Below are 17550 nucleotides of genomic sequence, written 5' to 3'. Positions count from 1 at the left end.
AACGGATTTCTGAAAAAAGGTGGACAAAGGGAACAAACATCAGTAAAATGAGTTGTGACCTTCTAGTAAAAAAACATACCCGAATATTAGTTGATCAAGTGGAGGTGAATGTTGTTGACTCGTGAAGAAGTATTTAGCAAAGTTGCTGAAATAATTTCAAATCACTTTGAAATCGATAAAGATAAAGTGACTCTTGAATTGAGTATCAAAGACGACTTAAATGCAGATTCAATCAGTATCATGGAATTCGTTTTAGAATTAGAAGATGAATTCGGAACAGAAATTTCTGATGATGACGCTGAAAAAATTGAAACTGTTGGAGCTGCAGTTGATTACATTATGCAAAACGACAAAGCTTAATAAAAAAGAGGCGTAGCGAACATTTGCTGCGCCGTTTGTATATCTTCAAAAGACCTGAAAGGGTCTTTTTTATTTAGGTGTTAGTCAATCAAAGTTAAAAAGTGTTGCTTCCAAATGCGCTCATAAAACGAAGGCATTTCTAACGCATTGAGAAAAGAATTTTCATAGGCACTAACACATTTTCGATTAAAAAGTTAGTCAAAGGTTGAAAATTTGCTATGTTCATGACTTCTGATTTAAAAATTAGCAAAAAAACAGTATAATAAGGCGTGATGGAAATCTCAAAAAAAGGAATGAGCCCATGGATACACAGTTGATAAATGAATTGAAAGAAAACTATGGCATCGTCTTTCACGATGTGAACTTATTGGAGCAAGCTTTTACCCACTCATCTTATGTGAATGAACACCGTAACATGAATATTTCAGATAATGAACGGTTAGAATTTTTAGGGGATGCTGTCTTAGAAATTCAAGTATCGGACTACTTGTATCATCATTATCCAACGTTGCCAGAAGGTCGATTGACCCGTTTACGTTCGGCGATCGTAAGAGAAGAAAGTTTATCTAAATTTGCTAAAGAATGTCATTTTGACCAATATATCATGTTAGGTAAAGGAGAAGAAAATTCAGGCGGACGTCATCGCGCAGCGTTATTATGCGATTTGTTTGAATCTTTCTTAGGTGCTCTGTATTTAGATCAAGGATATGAAGCGGCATTAAACTTTATCAAGACCGTTGTTTTCCCTAAAATCGAAGCCGGCGACTTTACCCGTGAGATGGATCATAAGACACGCTTACAAGAAGTGTTACAAAAGAGCGGCGATGTTACGATCGAATACCGTCTAGTTAACGAAGAAGGTCCAGCCCATGAACGTATTTTTACGATCGATGTTTATTCAGACGACCAATTGATCGGTACGGGACAAGGAAAATCTAAAAAATTAGCTGAGCAAGATGCAGCAGAAAAAGCATTACGCAAACTTGCTGCCAAATAGTATGAATTTCCTAGTGGAATTTTAGGAGGAACATTTTGCATTTAAAACGAATTGAGATCGCTGGTTTTAAATCTTTTGCGGATCGAACGAAAATCGAATTCGAAAAAGGTGTTACAGCGGTCATCGGACCAAATGGTAGTGGGAAAAGTAATATTACTGAAGCGATTCGCTGGGTTTTAGGTGAGCAATCAGCTAAAAGTTTGCGTGGCGGTAAGATGCCAGACATTATCTTTGCTGGTTCTGACTCACGCAAACAGTTGAATCTGGCAGAAGTAACGGTTGTTTTAGACAATACCGACCACTACTTACCTTTAGCATTTAGTGAAATCAGTGTTACTCGTCGCTACCGTCGGACGGGTGAGAGTGATTTCTTTATCAATAAAAAAGCTTGCCGTTTAAAAGATATCCAAGATCTTTTTATGGATTCAGGCTTAGGTAAAGAGTCGTTTTCGATTATTTCGCAAGGGAAAGTCGAAGCGATTTTTGCAAGCAAACCAGAAGATCGCCGTGGAATTTTCGAGGAAGCAGCGGGTGTTCTCAAGTACAAGCAACGTAAGCGTAAAGCTGAACAAAAATTATTTGAAACAGAAGATAATTTAAGTCGAGTTCAAGACATTATTTACGAATTGGAAGATCAGCTGACTCCTTTAGCGGCTCAGAGTGAAGCGGCGAAGGAGTTTTTGAAACTTAAAGAAGAATTGACAGCTACCGATATTAGTTTGACAGTCGCTAAGGTCAATGAAACACGTGAAAAATGGGCAACTTCAAAAACTGATTTTGAATCATTATCTAAAACGATCGAAGAAAAAAGTCGTTTTATACAACGAACTGAAAATCAGTTAGGACGTTTGCGTGAACAGCGTGGTGACTTGGATGAGCAATTAGAAACGGGTCAACAACAACTATTACATTTGTCAGAAGCATTGAAACAAGCTGAAGGCCGGATAGAGTTATTGAGTGAGCGTTCTAAAAATACCCAAAAAACGAGTGCTGAATATCGAGAAAATTTAGTTGATCAACAAAATAAACGGACAGAATTAGAAAAAAATCTAAAAGCAGTCCAAGAACAGCAAGTCGAAAAAGAAGCTGAAAAAGTCGCATTGAATGAACGAATCCAACAATTAACACTTGAGGTGAAGAAATACAAAAAATCGCCTAAAGAGTTATTGGAAGATTTACGCGGAACTTATGTTGAGTTGATGCAAGAGTCAGCTAATGTCAGTAATGAATTGAAATATTTGGAGCGTCAGTACACGCAAGAAACAGCGAAAAACCAACAAAGTGTCACTCGTTTTGAAGCACTGCAGACACAGCTAGATGCTTTACTGACTCAAAAAGCCGATGCTGAGATCAAAGCTCAGACATTGGAAGCCCAATTAACAACTGAACAAACACAGTACCGTCAATCAGTAGAAGCTAAAAATAAGACGCAACAGCAATTGCAGAAAGAGCAACAGCTGATGTACGACTTGATGAGTCAGGTACAACAGGCACGTGCGCGCCAAAAAAGTTTGCAAGAAATCCAGGAAAATTATAGTGGATTTTATCAAGGTGTTCGCAGTGTCTTGCAGCATAAAAATCAGTTGAACGGGATCGTTGGTGCTGTAGCAGAGCTGTTGGAAGTACCAGCAGAATATACTTTAGCAATCGAAACTGCTTTGGGGGCTTCGGCGCAACATATTATTGTAGAAAATGAAAAAGATGCCCGCCAAGGGATTACTTTTTTAAAACAACAACGCAGTGGTCGTGGAACTTTTCTACCTTTGACAACGATCAAACCACGTAGTGTAGCTGCCCATCAATACCAAGCAATCAAAGAGATCGAAGGTTTTGTTGGTGTCGCTAGTGAGTTGGTTCAGTTTCCAGAAACCGTTGCACCGGTAATGCAAAACTTATTGGGTGCAATCGTTATTGCCAAAGATTTGAATAGTGCCAACCAACTAGCGCGTCAATTGCGTTACCAAGTTCGGGTCGTTTCCTTAGACGGCGATGTCATGAACGCTGGTGGATCAATGACTGGTGGCGCTACTAAGCAAGGAAATCGTGGCAATTTATTCAATCAAAGCCATGAATTGGCTGAGTGGACTAAGCGTTATGAAGAAATCAATCAAGCATTGCAAACTAAAGAAAAATTAGTACGTGAACTTCAAGCGCAAAATACTGAGCAAAATGAAACGATTGAAAACTTGCGAACACAAGGAGAGCAGACCCGTTTAGCTTATCAAGAAGCAAAAAGCAGTGAGGAACGGATTAGCTCAGAACACGTTCGTTTACAAAAAGAGCAATCATTGTTCTCTTATGAAGCAAAAGAGCTGAAAAGTTTCTTAACGGATTATCAAGTTCAAAAAGAAGCTTTAGAATTTCAGCAAGTTGAGTTGAAAACGCAGCAAGATCAAATCAATCAAGAGATTCGTCAATTGAATGAAGAAAGTGATCAGCTGGAAGCAAAACGCGTAGAAATCGCGACGGCATTAAGTCGTTTGCAAGCAGACGCCGCCGTACTTGAAGAACGTTTAATGTATTTAGCAAGACAAGTGATAACGTTCAATGATCAAATCGATGAAAGCTCGGTTCAAATCACAAGTTTGGAAAATCAGTTGTTAGCTCTTTCTAGTGATTCATCTGATCACGAGGAAACCGAAGAAAGTTTGAACCAGCGAGTAGCAGAATTGGCGACTGCTCGAGAGCACTTGCAAGACCAGTTAGTTATCTGGAAAGAACAACGTCAAGCATTACAGCAAGAAGTCGATCAATCTGATCTGGCATTGACCGAAGCCAATCGAGAACAAAAACAATTACTCTCACAGCAGTCACAAGCGGATGTGCAAAAAAACCGCTATGAGTTGAAATTAGATACTGCCTTGTCCTATTTGCAAGAAGAATACAATGTTACTTTTGAAGGGGCAGAGGCACAAGCAGATCCAGCAATTGATTTGGCAGAAGCAGAACGAGAAGTTGGCCGTCTGAAGCAAGCAATTGAAAAATTAGGCCCTGTTAATCTGAATGCGATCGAGCAGTACCAACAAGTTGAAGAGCGTTACGATTTTCTGACTGCTCAAAGAGATGATCTCGTTTCAGCGAAAGAACAACTATTTGAAACGATGGATGAAATGGATGATGAAGTGAAGACCCGTTTCCATACGACCTTCAAAGCGATTCGAGAACAATTCAATGTTGTTTTCCCGAATATGTTTGGCGGTGGACGCGCAGAACTTGTATTAACGAATCCTGAAGATTTATTGAATACAGGTATTGAGATCGAAGCACAACCACCTGGGAAGAAATTACAAAACTTGTCATTACTTTCAGGTGGAGAACGAGCATTGACTGCTATTGCTTTGCTGTTCTCAATTATCCAAGTTCGTCCAGTACCATTTTGTGTCTTAGATGAAGTGGAAGCTGCGCTAGATGAAGCGAATGTCACGCGTTTTGGTCGCTACTTAAGCTCGTTCCAAAACGGTACCCAGTTTATTGTAGTGACTCACCGTAAAGGAACGATGGAAGCCGCCGACGTTTTATATGGGGTGACCATGCAAGAATCCGGTGTGTCAAAAATCATTTCTGTTCGTCTTGAAGAAGTAAAAGAAGATGGGAAGTTTAAAGTCAAGGAAGGGGAACCTTTATAAATGATCAAATTAGTCGCAATTGATTTAGATGGTACATTGTTAACCGATGCTAAAACAATATCTGATACCAATAAAAAAATCTTAGCCGAAGCCAAAGCGCGTGGAGTCAAAATCGTTATCTGTACAGGACGCCCACTGATCGCGATCAAGAATTATTTGACCGAGTTGAATTTATTAGATGCGAACGATTATTCTATCACGTTTAACGGTGGATTGATCCAAACAAATACTGGAGAAATCTTAGGTAAAACAGCGATGTCTTTAGAAGATGTCCAACACTTACGCCAATTATTAACCAAAATCGATTTACCGATGGATGTGCTTTCAGATGCATTATGTTATCAAATCGCTACGGCACCTGAGCATCCTTCGATCTATCCAACATTGAATAAAGCACTGACTTATGTAGATAAAGATGCTGCTGAACTAGGAGAAACAACTTTGTATAATAAAGTTGTCTCCGCAACCGATGTGGATTACTTGGATCAACAAATCGCGAAGATCCCTGCGGAAGATTATGACCGATTTGAAATTTTCAAAACTCGTGCGAACCTACTAGAATTTATGCCAAAAGGTGTGACAAAAGCATTTGGTTTATCTGTTTTAGGTGAACACCTAGGAATCTTGCCAAATGAAATGATGGCATTAGGCGACGAAGCCAATGATCTTTCAATGATCTCTTATGCAGGCATGGGCGTCGCAATGGAAAATGCTACGGATGGTGTAAAATCAGCTGCTAATTTCGTTACGCGTACGAACCAAGCAGATGGTGTCGCGCATGCGATTCAAAAATTCGTTTTTAATGAAGACAAAGGAGGAATTTAGATGGGATTATTTGACCGCATAAAAAAAGCTTTTACTGGCGAACAAGCAGAAGAACCTGAAAAGAAAAACGATGTGGTAGAAGATACAGATGCCCCCTCAGAACCGGATGTCGAAAGTACGCAAGAAGAAGCTGCTGATTCTGTTGAAAGCTCTGTTGAAGAATCTGTTCCAACAGCTGCTGAATCCGAAGACCTTCCTGCAGTAGATGAAATCGAAGAAAAACATGAAGACATAGAAACAATTGAAGAACCTATTACGGTGGAAGAACCGGTTACTGAAGTAGAAACGAATGAGTTAAGCACACCTGAAGTTCCGGTAACGATTGACGAAACGTTGGAAGAGACAACAGAAGTTGCACAATCAATCGAAACAGATTCCGAAGCGCCCGTGGTCAATCCAATCGAAGCTGCTCCGACTCCAGTTGTAGAAGAAGAGTCAGTACAAGAAAAGTACGATAAAGGATTAGAGAAAACACGTAAATCCTTTGGTGATCGAATGAATGAATTATTTGCTCGTTTCCGTCGTGTGGATGAGGATTTCTTTGAAGAATTGGAAGAAACATTGATTGGTGCAGATGTTGGTTTTGATACAGCTATCAAATTGACTGATTCATTACGACAAGAAGTTAAATTGAAAAATGCTAAAAAACCTGCTCAAATCCAAAATGTCATCATTGAAAAATTAGTTGATATTTATGAAGCCGAAGGTGTAGATGAAAAGAATGAAATCAATTTACAGCCTGATGGATTGAGTGTCATTTTATTTGTAGGAGTCAATGGGACTGGAAAAACAACCAGTATCGGTAAATTAGCCAATCAATATAAAAATGAAGGTAAAAAAGTTTTATTAGCTGCAGCGGATACTTTCCGTGCGGGTGCGATCGATCAATTAGTCGTTTGGGGAGAACGCTCTGGCGTCGAAGTAGTACGCGGAAATGCTGGCGGCGATCCAGCAGCTGTTGTATTTGATGCGGTTGACAAGGCAAAAAATGGGAACTATGACATCTTGTTGATCGATACAGCGGGTCGCTTGCAAAACAAAGTGAACTTGATGAACGAATTGGAAAAAATCAAGCGGGTAATTCAACGCGAGTTTCCAAGCGCCCCGCATGAAGTCTTGTTAGTTGTGGATGCAACAACAGGTCAAAATGCGTTAGTTCAAGCTCGTCAATTTAAAGAAACTACTGATGTGACTGGATTGGTTTTAACGAAATTAGACGGTACAGCGAAGGGCGGAATCGTCTTAGCAATTCGAAATGAATTGCATCTACCGGTAAAATTAGTTGGATTAGGTGAAGGGATCAATGATTTGGAAGCCTTCGATTCAAATGATTTTGCAGTGGGTTTATTCAAAGGTCTGTTAAAAGAAGAATAACCAGCTCAAAAAAACTTATAGCGATGTGTTTACTGTATTTTACAGTGAGCGCATCGCTTTTTTGTATGCTAAAAAATTAGAAATATATTTTTGACGTTTTTTAAGACAATATACAAACGAAACAACTCAAATTCCCATGCTACTATACAAATATACCAATGAGGAAGAGGTGAAGGAGGAATCAAAGGAAGGAAATAAATGAGTTAATTAAAAGGTACATAGCTAGATTATCTAGCCTTGGCATTTTAGTAATACGAACATAAGATGAATCATTACTTTGAGCAATAAAACGCTGATTGAATAAAAATTATAAGAAAAGAAAGAGGATGTGTATAACATGTGTACAAGTATTTTTACAGAAACAAAAGATCGGAAACACGTATTAGCGAGAACAATGGATTATTCTTTCCCACTAGATTTTGATGTCGTTTATTTACCAAGAGCGTATTCTTGGAAGTCATCAGCTGACAATGCTAGCCATGAATCAAACTATGGTTTTTTAGGTGCTGGTCGTTCATTGGGAACTTCTTATTTCGTAGCAGATGGGGTAAACGAACATGGATTGGCGATCGCAGAATTATATTTGCCGCAAAAAGCCGTTTATCAAAAACAAGCTGATGAAAATAAAATCAACTTAGCTCCTCATGAATTTATTACTTGGGCACTAGGTGAGTTCAAATCAATCGCAGATTTGAAAAAGAAATTATCAAAAGTAAATCTAATGGATGTTGCAGCACCGTTGATCGATACGATCACTCCTTTGCATTGGATCATTACAGACACAACAGGGAATTGCATGGTGATTGAACCAACCCAAAAAGTTTTACATTTGAAGGAAAACCCAGTGGGCGTAATGACGAATACGCCGCTTTTAGAATGGCATATCGAAAATTTACGGAACTATTTGAACGTGCGACCAAAACAATATGAACCGCAACAATTTGGAAACTATACCGCAAATCCATTTTCACAAGGAACAGGAACGATGGGCTTGCCGGGCGGATATACGCCACCAGAACGTTTTGTACGAGCTGCATTTTTTAAAGAACACATCGACCAAGCAAAAATCGAAACAGAAGCTGTGACAAATTCAATGAAAATCTTATCAACTGTACAGATTCCTAAAGGTATCGTAGTCACGAGCGACGATCATGAAGATTACTCTCAATATACAGGTATGATGTGTAATGAAAGTAAGACATATTATTATGCGGACTACAATAATACACGAATTTCTAAGGTTGAAATGACAAAAGAACTCTTGGCAAGAACGACTCCTAAAATTTTTGTAGTCAAAAAGGTTGAAGATATGGCAATCTTAAGTGCCGAAAAAGTATCACCTAAAGAAGTAGCAGCCGATTTATCTGACAAAGCCGAAACTGGTTCAACTTTATTAGATATGGTTGGTCAAGAAGTATTAGGTGGGCTGAAGTCAGCAAAACAAGGAACCTTGGATGAAGACACTCAGCAAACTGCAGATCAATTACTAGCAGAACTAGGTCAATTAAAAGACAAATTAGGTAAATAAGGCCTAACTATCCCTAAAACATATCTTTTGTATAGGTTTTTAGGGATAGTTTTTTTTATTTATTCCGAAAATCATTAATCAAAATAGGCGGATTATCAGACAAACTTTAAAATTTTTATCACGGCTATTTTGCTAAAGTTAAAGCATAAAGAAGAGAAGAGGAATCTACAATGAAAAAAATTATTTTAGTAACATTTGATGAAGAAGCAAAAACATATGAAGGATTTTCACAACTCCAAAAAATCTCAAAAAGTAATACTTTCGATCTGAAGCAAGCCATGATTTTACAAAAACATGCGGATAAATCAAAATTTGTTGTTAAAGACAGCGTTGATTATGAAAGCAACTCACGAGTGGCAAAAGGGGGATTCATCGGGATCATCGTAGGAATTCTAGGTGGACCGTTAGGAGTTTTGTGCGGCTGGGTAATTGGAGATGCAGTTGGAGCAAGTGCTAATTATATCAAGAACAAACGGACGCATACTATTTTTGATTCGATCGCTAATAAATTAGACAATGATGAACTAGGTTTATTACTTTATGCTGATGAATCAGATGAAACGTTATTGAATACGATGATTGCAGAAAAATTAAACGGTACGATCGAACGCTTTGACTATGAAGCAGCAAAAGAAGATGTGGAAACAGCAAAAAAACATTTAAAACACAACCAAGACTAAAACAAAGAAAAAGGAGCAGAAACAATGTATAGAAGTAACGGAAATTATGAAGCTTTTGCACGGGCGGCAAAACCGGCAAAAACAGAAGATATCTCAGCAGTTTATTTAATCGGATCAGGCCTGGCTTCTCTTTCAGCCGCAGCATTTTTAATCAGAGATGGTCGTATGGATGGCAGTAAAATTCATATTTTAGAAGAATTACCCCTGGCAGGTGGTTCATTGGATGGACGATACAGAGAAGAATATGGTTTTGTGATTCGCGGCGGGCGTGAAATGGAAAGTCATTTTGAATGTCTGTGGGACCTTTTCCGCTCGATTCCATCACTAGAAGTTGAAGATGCCTCTGTTTTAGATGAATTTTATTGGTTGAATAAGAAAGACCCAAATTCTTCAAAATGTCGTTTAATCCATAACCAAGGTGAACAAGTACCCACAGATGGTCAATTGACGTTGAGCGAGAAAGCAATCAAAGAAATTTTAGCTTTATGTTTGATGAAAGAAGACCAGCTAGATGATAAAAAAATTACGGATGTCTTTACGGACGAATTTTTCAACTCAAATTTTTGGACGTACTGGTGTACGATGTTTGCTTTTGAAAAATGGCATTCAGCGATGGAAATGAGACGCTACTTGATGCGCTTTATTCACCATATTGATGCCTTAGCTGATTTTTCTTCCCTTAAATTTACTAAGTATAATCAGTATGAGTCATTGGTATTACCACTATTAGCATATTTAAAAGATAACGGCGTTCATTTCCAATACGATACTAAGGTTAAAAATGTGATCGTAGCTAATAAAAATGGCAAGAAACTAGCAGATAAATTGATTTTAACGGTCGAAAAACAGGAAACGATCGTGCAATTAGCTGAGAATGATTTAGTCTTTGTTACGAATGGATCGATCACGGAAAGATCAACTTATGGAAATAGTGAAACACCCGCTCCAGTTTCAAAAGAATTGGGCGGTAGTTGGAATTTATGGAAGAGCATGGCTGAACAAGATGCTAGCTTCGGTAAACCAGAGAAATTCTGTGAAAATCTACCTGACTCAAGCTGGTTTGTTTCAGCAACAGTAACGACTTTGGATGAAAAAATTGCACCTTACATCGAAAAAATCAGCCATCGAGATCCTTATGCTGGAAAAGTAGTTACTGGCGGGATCGTTCACGCAACAGATTCCAATTGGAAAATGAGTTATACTCTTAATCGTCAGCCTCATTTCAAAAAACAACCAAAAGATCAATTAGTTGTTTGGGTCTATGCCTTACTTTCAGATACAAAAGGAAATTACATTAAAAAACCGATTACTGAATGTACGGGAAATGAGATTGCTGCTGAATGGTTGTATCAAATGGGCGTACCAGAACATTTGATTGATGGTTTAGCCAAAGAATCATGTAATACGATCCCTTGTTACATGCCTTATATTACGTCTTACTTTATGCCTCGTGCGAAAGGTGATCGTCCAGCGGTGATCCCAGAAGGATATAGTAATTTAGCCTTTATGGGGAATTTTGCAGAAACCGAACGAGATACTGTGTTTACAACAGAATATTCTGTTCGTACGGCAATGGAAGCTGTTTATACCTTGCTAGAAATCGATCGAGGGGTACCAGAAGTTTTTGCTTCTTCTTATGATATTCGAATGTTACTAAATGCTTCATATTATTTGAATGATCAAAAAGGAATCAAAGAAGTGAAAGTTCCCTTATTAGAAGGTTTGATCGAGCGCAAAGGACTGAAAAAAATCAAAGGGACATTTATTGAAGAATTATTAGAGGATGCCAATCTATTATAGAATAAGATAAATAAGCGAAAAATATTTCAATAAAATATTTTTCGCTTATTTTTATAAAAAGGATTGACATAAATAATAAAAGGATTACAATATCATTAAATTATATCTAAACAATGAAGAGAAGAGTAATTGATGCTTCTAGTTACAGCGACCTCGGATGGTGAGAATGAGGACCAAGAAAATTCAATGAAGATGAACTCGGAGTATCTGACAGGTTAACGCTTGTTAGACGGTCGTGACCGTTATATCACCGAGTTTCAATAGGAACTGTTGAGGTATCTTTTGTGAGAAAGATATAAATTTGGGTGGTAACACGAATGATTTCGTCCCTTTGTCTAGTGAAGACAAAGGGACTTTTTTTGTTTTTAAGATTAAAGGAGTGAGTCGAGTGGATATAGAGACATTTATTCAAGCACATTATCAATCACGTAAGCAAACCAATTCGCTAAAGTGGGATGCGTTAAAGGAAAGGTATCAAGACGATACCTTACTGCCATTGTGGGTAGCAGACACAGAATTTTCAGTACCGCAAACTGTTCAGCAAGCATTAAGTGAACGGATTGCTCATGGAATATTCGGGTATTCGATTGTTCCGGAAACCTATTTTTCAGCTTATGCTGGCTGGCAAGCACGCCATGAACAAACGGCTTTTCAAGCAGAATGGCTAGAGTTTACGACAGGTGTTGTTCAAGCGTTGTATGATTTGATTGCTTGTTTTACCCAAGAAAAGGATCAGATATTGATTCAAACGCCGGTCTACTATCCTTTTTTTAATGCAATCAAAGATCAAAATCGAGAATTAATATGTTCTCCATTGAAAGCAACTGCCGAGGGGTATCAGATGGATCTGGAAAACTTTGAACAGCTATTGAAAGCTAATGAAGTGAAATTGTTCATTTTATGTTCTCCTCATAATCCAGTGGGGCGTGTTTGGACCAAAGAGGAATTGACGGCAGTCTTGAAATTATGTCATCAGTATCACGTACGTGTGATTGCTGACGAGATTCATTCGGATTTGATTTTGTCAGATCATCACTTTGTATCCGCAGTTACGGTAGCACAAGAGTTAGATATTTTAGAAGAAGTTATTGTCTGCAATGCGCCTTCAAAAACGTTCAATCTAGCGACTTTATTGAACGCACATATCTGGCTACCTGGAGAACGCACACATCAACACTATCGATGTTGGTGCCAAGCCCATCGACAAACCGAATATAGTTCATTAGGACAATTAGCTGCATTGACAGCTTATCAAACAGGAGATGAATGGCTCGAAGGCTTTTTGCAAGTAGTCGAGACGAATTACCAAACCGTTAAGCAACGATTGGCAGAAGCAATACCTGAAATCGGTGTGGCAGATTTACAAGGAAGTTACCTATTATGGCTGGATTTGCGTGGATGGATTTCAGAAGATCAGGTCAAAGAATATATTCAAGAAAAAGCCGGTCTGGCAATTGATTTTGGAGAATGGTTTTCACCAGAAACGAAAGGATTTATTCGTATCAATTTAGGGACGCATCCAGCAACAATTGATTTAGCAATCGACAGATTAATCGCAGTGAATCAACAAGCATTCAAGGAGGAAACAATAAATGTCTTATAAAACAGCCACTAAATTAGCTCAAATCGGCAATCGTTCAGATAAACAAACTGGAGCCGTTGCAGCGCCAATCTATTTATCCACAACTTATTCACATCCTGAATTAGGCGAAAGTACAGGGTATGATTATACGCGAACTAAAAATCCAACTCGGGATATTTTGGAGCAAGCATTGGCGGAACTCGAATCCGGTAGTCGTGGGATTGTGACGAGTTCAGGGATGAGTGCGATTCAATTAGTATTTAGTTTTTTTCCTTCAGGCAGTGAATTTTTAGTTTCTCGTGATCTGTATGGCGGCAGTTACCGTTATTTTGAAGAATTACAAAAATTAGCTATCGCAACATTTCATTATTTTGATGATTTTGAAAGTTTAATAGCCCAATTGACACCGGAAATTACAGCAGTCTTCTTAGAAACACCTACTAATCCATTAATGCAAGAGGTATCAATCAAAAAAGTCGCTCAGTTGACCCAAGCACAAGAAACATTGTTGATTGTGGATAATACTTTTTCGACACCGCTACGTCAACAACCGCTAGTTTTAGGAGCAGACATTGTTGTACATTCAGGGACCAAATTTTTGACTGGTCACAATGATATTTTAGCCGGTGTTGTTGTAGCAAAAGATCCTGAGATCGGTGAACGGCTTGCTTGGTTGGCAAATACAACAGGACCAACCTTAGGCAGTCTCGACTGTTGGCTGTTTATTAGAAGTTTAAAAACATTCAAATTGCGTTTTGAACAGCAAGAACGGAACGCACAAAGAATTGCTAAAATTTTAAATGATCAACCCCAGTTGAAAAAAGTTCTTTATCCAGGAATCGGAGGGATGATCAGTTTTTATGTAAAAGACGCCGCTAAAATCAAAGAATTTTTAGCAGAATTGAAATTGATTACTTTTGCTGAAAGCTTAGGTGGGGTGGAAAGTTTGATCACTTATCCAACAACACAAACCCATGCAGATATCCCTCAAGAGTTGCGAGAATCGTATGGCTTAAAACCAGACTTATTACGCTTATCTGTCGGAATCGAAGACAGTGAAGATTTAGCCAATGACTTGATCCGCGCTTTGAGAGTCTTTGATTGATACTAGAAGATTGATCAGTTAAGCTAGGTTGTTTGAAACAAGTTAAAAATAGGAAATAAAAAGGGATTTGAGTTGATCAAATCCCTTTTTAGAAAGAAGCGAGGGAAGCAAATGAATCTGCAACAATATCGGTATGTCGTAACGATCGCTGAGATCGGGAGTTTTAGTCAAGCTGCTAAAGAGCTGTTCGTTACCCAGTCAAGCTTATCCATATCTGTCAAAGAAATTGAAAAAGAATTAAATGTCTGCTTATTTGAACGTTCAAAAGCAGGAGCAAAATTAACGGAAGCAGGTAGTGATTTTGTTTTTTATGCGCGACGTATCTTAGCTCAAGTCCATGAATTAGAACAGCATTACCAAGAATCGGGTAAAAAAAGTTTTACAGTCACAGCTCAGCATTATGATTTTTTGTATCAGCCCTTTCTCAAGATAATGGAAGATTATGATGATCAATACCAGCAGTTTCATTTGATTGAAACAACCACTCAGCGCATTTTAGAAAGTGTCCGAAATTTTGAAAGTGAAGTAGGTATTCTGTATCTAAGTCCAGCTAGTCGTAAAATATTCCAACGGTATTTTGCGCAAGAAAATCTATCTTGGGAAGTTTTAGGTCATTTTCCAACGCAAATATTTTTAGGCAAACATCATCCCTTAACGAAAAAAAAACGATCACTATCCAAGAATTACAGTCGTATCCACAAGTTCGATTTTCCCAAGAAAATCATGGTTTGGCTCATTTAGATGAAGACCCGTTAACGATCCCCAGTCAACAAACCGTCTTGCATACTAACGATCGCGGGACATTACTTAATTTATTGAGTGCTTCGAATGCCTATGCTTCAGGTCTGGGTATCGTGACAAGTTTTGCCAAAGAACAAATCGAATTACGGCCATTAGCCCACTCGGCGCAACATGAGTTGATCGCTATTTTTAACAAATCACGAGCGAAAAGTCAGATCCAGCTGGCTTTCGTCAATGAAATCAAATGTTTTTTAGCAGACTATGAGACTTCAAACAGAGCCTGTTCTTTAGGATCTACAATCACGTATCCATAAAAAAAATCAATCGCTACCAATCAAATTTTTTAATTACCTAACTCGCAAAAAACTAATATGGTTTTTTAACACAATGAGGCCAAAAAATATGATGTGTATATGCTCATCACGTTCTTTGGCATATCCTTAAATAGTTTATTTTGAGGCTGATCTAAAGGACTTGAAAATTCTTCAAGTCTTTTTTATGTTTAAATAAAACTACCGTTGTTATCTCATTTGTATTTTATATTGTGAACAATCTTTTTTTTAAGCATTTCCGTTCTGTTTATGTGTAATATTCTATATAATGTAGCTGGGAAGGGGGATACAAACAAATGAACATAAAAAATATGATGGAGCAAGAAACAGTTAGACCATTCTTGCTGCAAGCAAGATACGGGATCGAAAAAGAAAGCCAACGTGTCACTCTGGATGGTGAATTGGCGAAATCGAACCACCCTTCAACGGTAGGTAATCGTAATTTTCATCCATATATCCAAACAGATTTTTCTGAAACACAATTAGAGTTGATCACGCCCGTTACTGAATCAGTGGAGGAAGTACTGGCTTATCTAGAAGCTATCCATGATGTAGCGCAACGTAGCTTACCTAAAGATGAAATGATGTGGCCCTTTTCAATGCCGCCAGCACTGCCAGAAAAAGAAGAAGACATCCACATCGCAAAATTAGAGCACCACGCCGATGTTTTATATCGTCGTTATTTGGCACGTGAATATGGCAAAAGAAAACAAATGGTCAGTGGGATCCATTTCAACTTTGAATATGGGTTGGATCTAGTTGAACAGCTATTTTTAGTTCAAACACAAGAAACGTCTTTAGAGGACTTCAAGACGCATTTATATATGAAAATCGCTCGCAACTTTTTACGTTATCGTTGGTTGATCACGTATTTATTTGGTGCGAGTCCACTAAGCGAGGCCCGTTATTTTGATAGCGAAGATCGTCCGAACGAACCTGTTCGCAGTATCCGTACTAGCCAGTATGGTTATGTCAATAAACCGGATGTCCAAGTTTCTTACGAATCATTGACTCGTTATAGCCAAGATTTGGCTGAAAATGTAGCTCGAGGACGTTTGTCAGAAGAAAAAGAATTCTATGTACCGATTCGAATGCGCGGTGGGAAAAAAGTTGCCGATCTTTTCCACACGGGTATCCGTTATGTTGAATTAAGAAATATCGATTTGAATCCTTTTGATCGAGTGGGTATCGATGCCGATGAAATCAAATTCATTCATTTATTCATGCTGTATCTACTTTGGACAGATGAAAAATTATCAGCAGATGATTGGGTAGCCGAGGGTAATCGGATCAGTGATGCAGTATCATTAGAACATCCAACGAAACCAACAGCATTTTATGAAGAAGGCCAACAAATTTTTGCAGAAATGTTGCAAATGATCAAAGAATTATCATTAGAAGGCTCTGAATTGGTACGTACGTATCAAAACTGGTTGGATCATCCAGCAGAAACCTTAGCTGCTCGAATTTTTGTCTTAGATGAAAAGGAAGGTCAAGCAGTGGTTGCTACTGAATGGGGTCGCAAATTTTATGACCAAGCTTGGGCACATCCATACCAATTAGCAGGTTTCCAAGAAATGGAATTATCGACACAAAATCTTTTATTCGACGCGATCCAAATGGGAATCGAAGCGGAAGTATTGGATCGTCAAGATCAATTTGTAAAATTACAACATGGTACTCATCAAGAATTAGTGAAAAATGCTAATATGACGAGTAAAGATACCTACATCGCACCGTTATTGATGGCGAACAAAACAGTGACTAAAACAATTTTAGCTCGTGCTGGTTTCCGTGTCCCAGCCGGAGAGACTTTTGGCTCGATCGAAGAAGCGAAAAAAGCTTATTTACGGTTTGCTAAGAAAGCTTTTGTGATAAAACCAAAATCAACCAATTATGGTCTCGGAATCACGATTTTTAAAAATGAAACATCGATCGAAGATTTCAATGCTGGTCTAGCGATTGCATTTGCAGAAGATGACGCAGTGATCATTGAAGAATTCATGCCAGGAACAGAATACCGTTTCTTCGTGATCGATAGTCAGGTCAAGGCTGTTTTGTTACGAATCCCAGCCAATGTTGTAGGAGATGGCGAACGAACGATCAGCCAACTGGTAGCTGAAAAAAATGCAGACCCATTACGGGGCACACATCATCGTTCGCCGTTGGAAGTGATCCAACTGGGTGCACTAGAACAATTGATGTTAAAAGAACAAGGACTTCAAATCGATAGTATTCCTGAACAAGGTCGTCAAGTTTTCTTACGTGAAAATTCGAATGTTTCTACCGGCGGTGATTCCATCGATATTACTGATGAAGTAGATGAAAGTTATAAAAAAATTGCCATCGATGCTGTTGCGGCACTGGGTGCTAATATCAGTGGGATTGATTTGATTATTCCAGATAAAGACAAACCTTATGAAAATCATGAAGATTACGGCATCATTGAAGCTAACTTCAATCCAGCGATGCATATGCATATCTATCCATATGCTGGCAAGAGCCGACGCTTGACGATGGACGTCCTTCATTTCTTATATCCCGAACTAACATATTAAAAAAGAGGTTGAACCAAAAGTTTTAAACTTTTGGTCCAACCT

The 17550-nt window shown here is 38.4% G+C and carries 11 protein-coding genes, 1 pseudogene and 1 other annotated feature; all 12 genes and pseudogenes read left to right on the top strand.

Translation table 11 applies throughout. The features are described from left to right. Positions 1 to 114: 114 nt before the first annotated feature. Positions 115 to 360, top strand: coding sequence for an acyl carrier protein (gene acpP, locus ACQKTA_RS07705; protein ID WP_332580442.1), 246 nt, complete (start codon positions 115 to 117; stop codon positions 358 to 360). Between the two features lie 301 nt (positions 361 to 661). Beyond that, positions 662 to 1357 carry a ribonuclease III gene (gene rnc, locus ACQKTA_RS07700; RefSeq protein ID WP_427813358.1) on the top strand — a complete coding sequence of 232 codons (696 nt, stop codon included), beginning with the start codon at positions 662 to 664 and terminating at the stop codon, positions 1355 to 1357. Positions 1358 to 1392: 35 nt separating this feature from the next. Further along, positions 1393 to 4983: a chromosome segregation protein SMC gene (gene smc, locus ACQKTA_RS07695; protein ID WP_427813357.1), complete on the top strand. Its 3591-nt coding sequence runs from the start codon at positions 1393 to 1395 to the stop codon at positions 4981 to 4983. Continuing rightward, positions 4984 to 5808 (top strand): Cof-type HAD-IIB family hydrolase, encoded by an 825-nt coding sequence (locus tag ACQKTA_RS07690; RefSeq protein WP_407855067.1) that lies wholly within the window; start codon positions 4984 to 4986, stop codon positions 5806 to 5808. It begins immediately after the preceding gene. After that, complete coding sequence (gene ftsY, locus ACQKTA_RS07685; protein ID WP_427813356.1) at positions 5809 to 7182, top strand: signal recognition particle-docking protein FtsY; 1374 nt, start codon at positions 5809 to 5811, stop codon at positions 7180 to 7182. Positions 7183 to 7519: 337 nt separating this feature from the next. Further along, on the top strand, positions 7520 to 8710 hold the full coding sequence (locus ACQKTA_RS07680; RefSeq protein WP_427813355.1) for a choloylglycine hydrolase family protein: 1191 nt from the start codon (positions 7520 to 7522) through the stop codon (positions 8708 to 8710). A 170-nt stretch (positions 8711 to 8880) separates the two neighbouring features. Then, entirely contained in the window at positions 8881 to 9390 is a 510-nt protein-coding gene (locus tag ACQKTA_RS07675) for a hypothetical protein (protein WP_427813354.1), read from the top strand. Between the two features lie 24 nt (positions 9391 to 9414). Then, entirely contained in the window at positions 9415 to 11190 is a 1776-nt protein-coding gene (locus ACQKTA_RS07670) for an oleate hydratase (protein ID WP_427813353.1), read from the top strand. A 104-nt stretch (positions 11191 to 11294) separates the two neighbouring features. Continuing rightward, positions 11295 to 11524, top strand: a binding site (T-box leader). Between the two features lie 54 nt (positions 11525 to 11578). Further along, positions 11579 to 12793: a MalY/PatB family protein gene (locus ACQKTA_RS07665; RefSeq protein ID WP_427813352.1), complete on the top strand. Its 1215-nt coding sequence runs from the start codon at positions 11579 to 11581 to the stop codon at positions 12791 to 12793. Continuing rightward, positions 12783 to 13877 carry an aminotransferase class I/II-fold pyridoxal phosphate-dependent enzyme gene (locus ACQKTA_RS07660; RefSeq protein WP_427813351.1) on the top strand — a complete coding sequence of 365 codons (1095 nt, stop codon included), beginning with the start codon at positions 12783 to 12785 and terminating at the stop codon, positions 13875 to 13877. Before ACQKTA_RS07665 ends, ACQKTA_RS07660 begins: the two co-directional genes overlap by 11 nt. A 111-nt stretch (positions 13878 to 13988) precedes the next feature. Continuing rightward, positions 13989 to 14932 (top strand): annotated as a pseudogene (locus ACQKTA_RS07655) (LysR family transcriptional regulator). Positions 14933 to 15246: 314 nt separating this feature from the next. Next, on the top strand, positions 15247 to 17508 hold the full coding sequence (gene gshAB / locus ACQKTA_RS07650; RefSeq protein WP_427813350.1) for a bifunctional glutamate--cysteine ligase GshA/glutathione synthetase GshB: 2262 nt from the start codon (positions 15247 to 15249) through the stop codon (positions 17506 to 17508). Positions 17509 to 17550: the final 42 nt, after the last annotated feature.

The organism is Enterococcus sp. 22-H-5-01 (genome assembly GCF_050310005.1).
Taxonomy (GTDB): Bacteria; Bacillota; Bacilli; order Lactobacillales; family Enterococcaceae; genus Enterococcus_A; species Enterococcus_A hailinensis.
The sequence above is the reverse complement of the archived record's forward strand: the minus strand, read 5'-3'. Positions and strand labels throughout refer to the sequence as shown.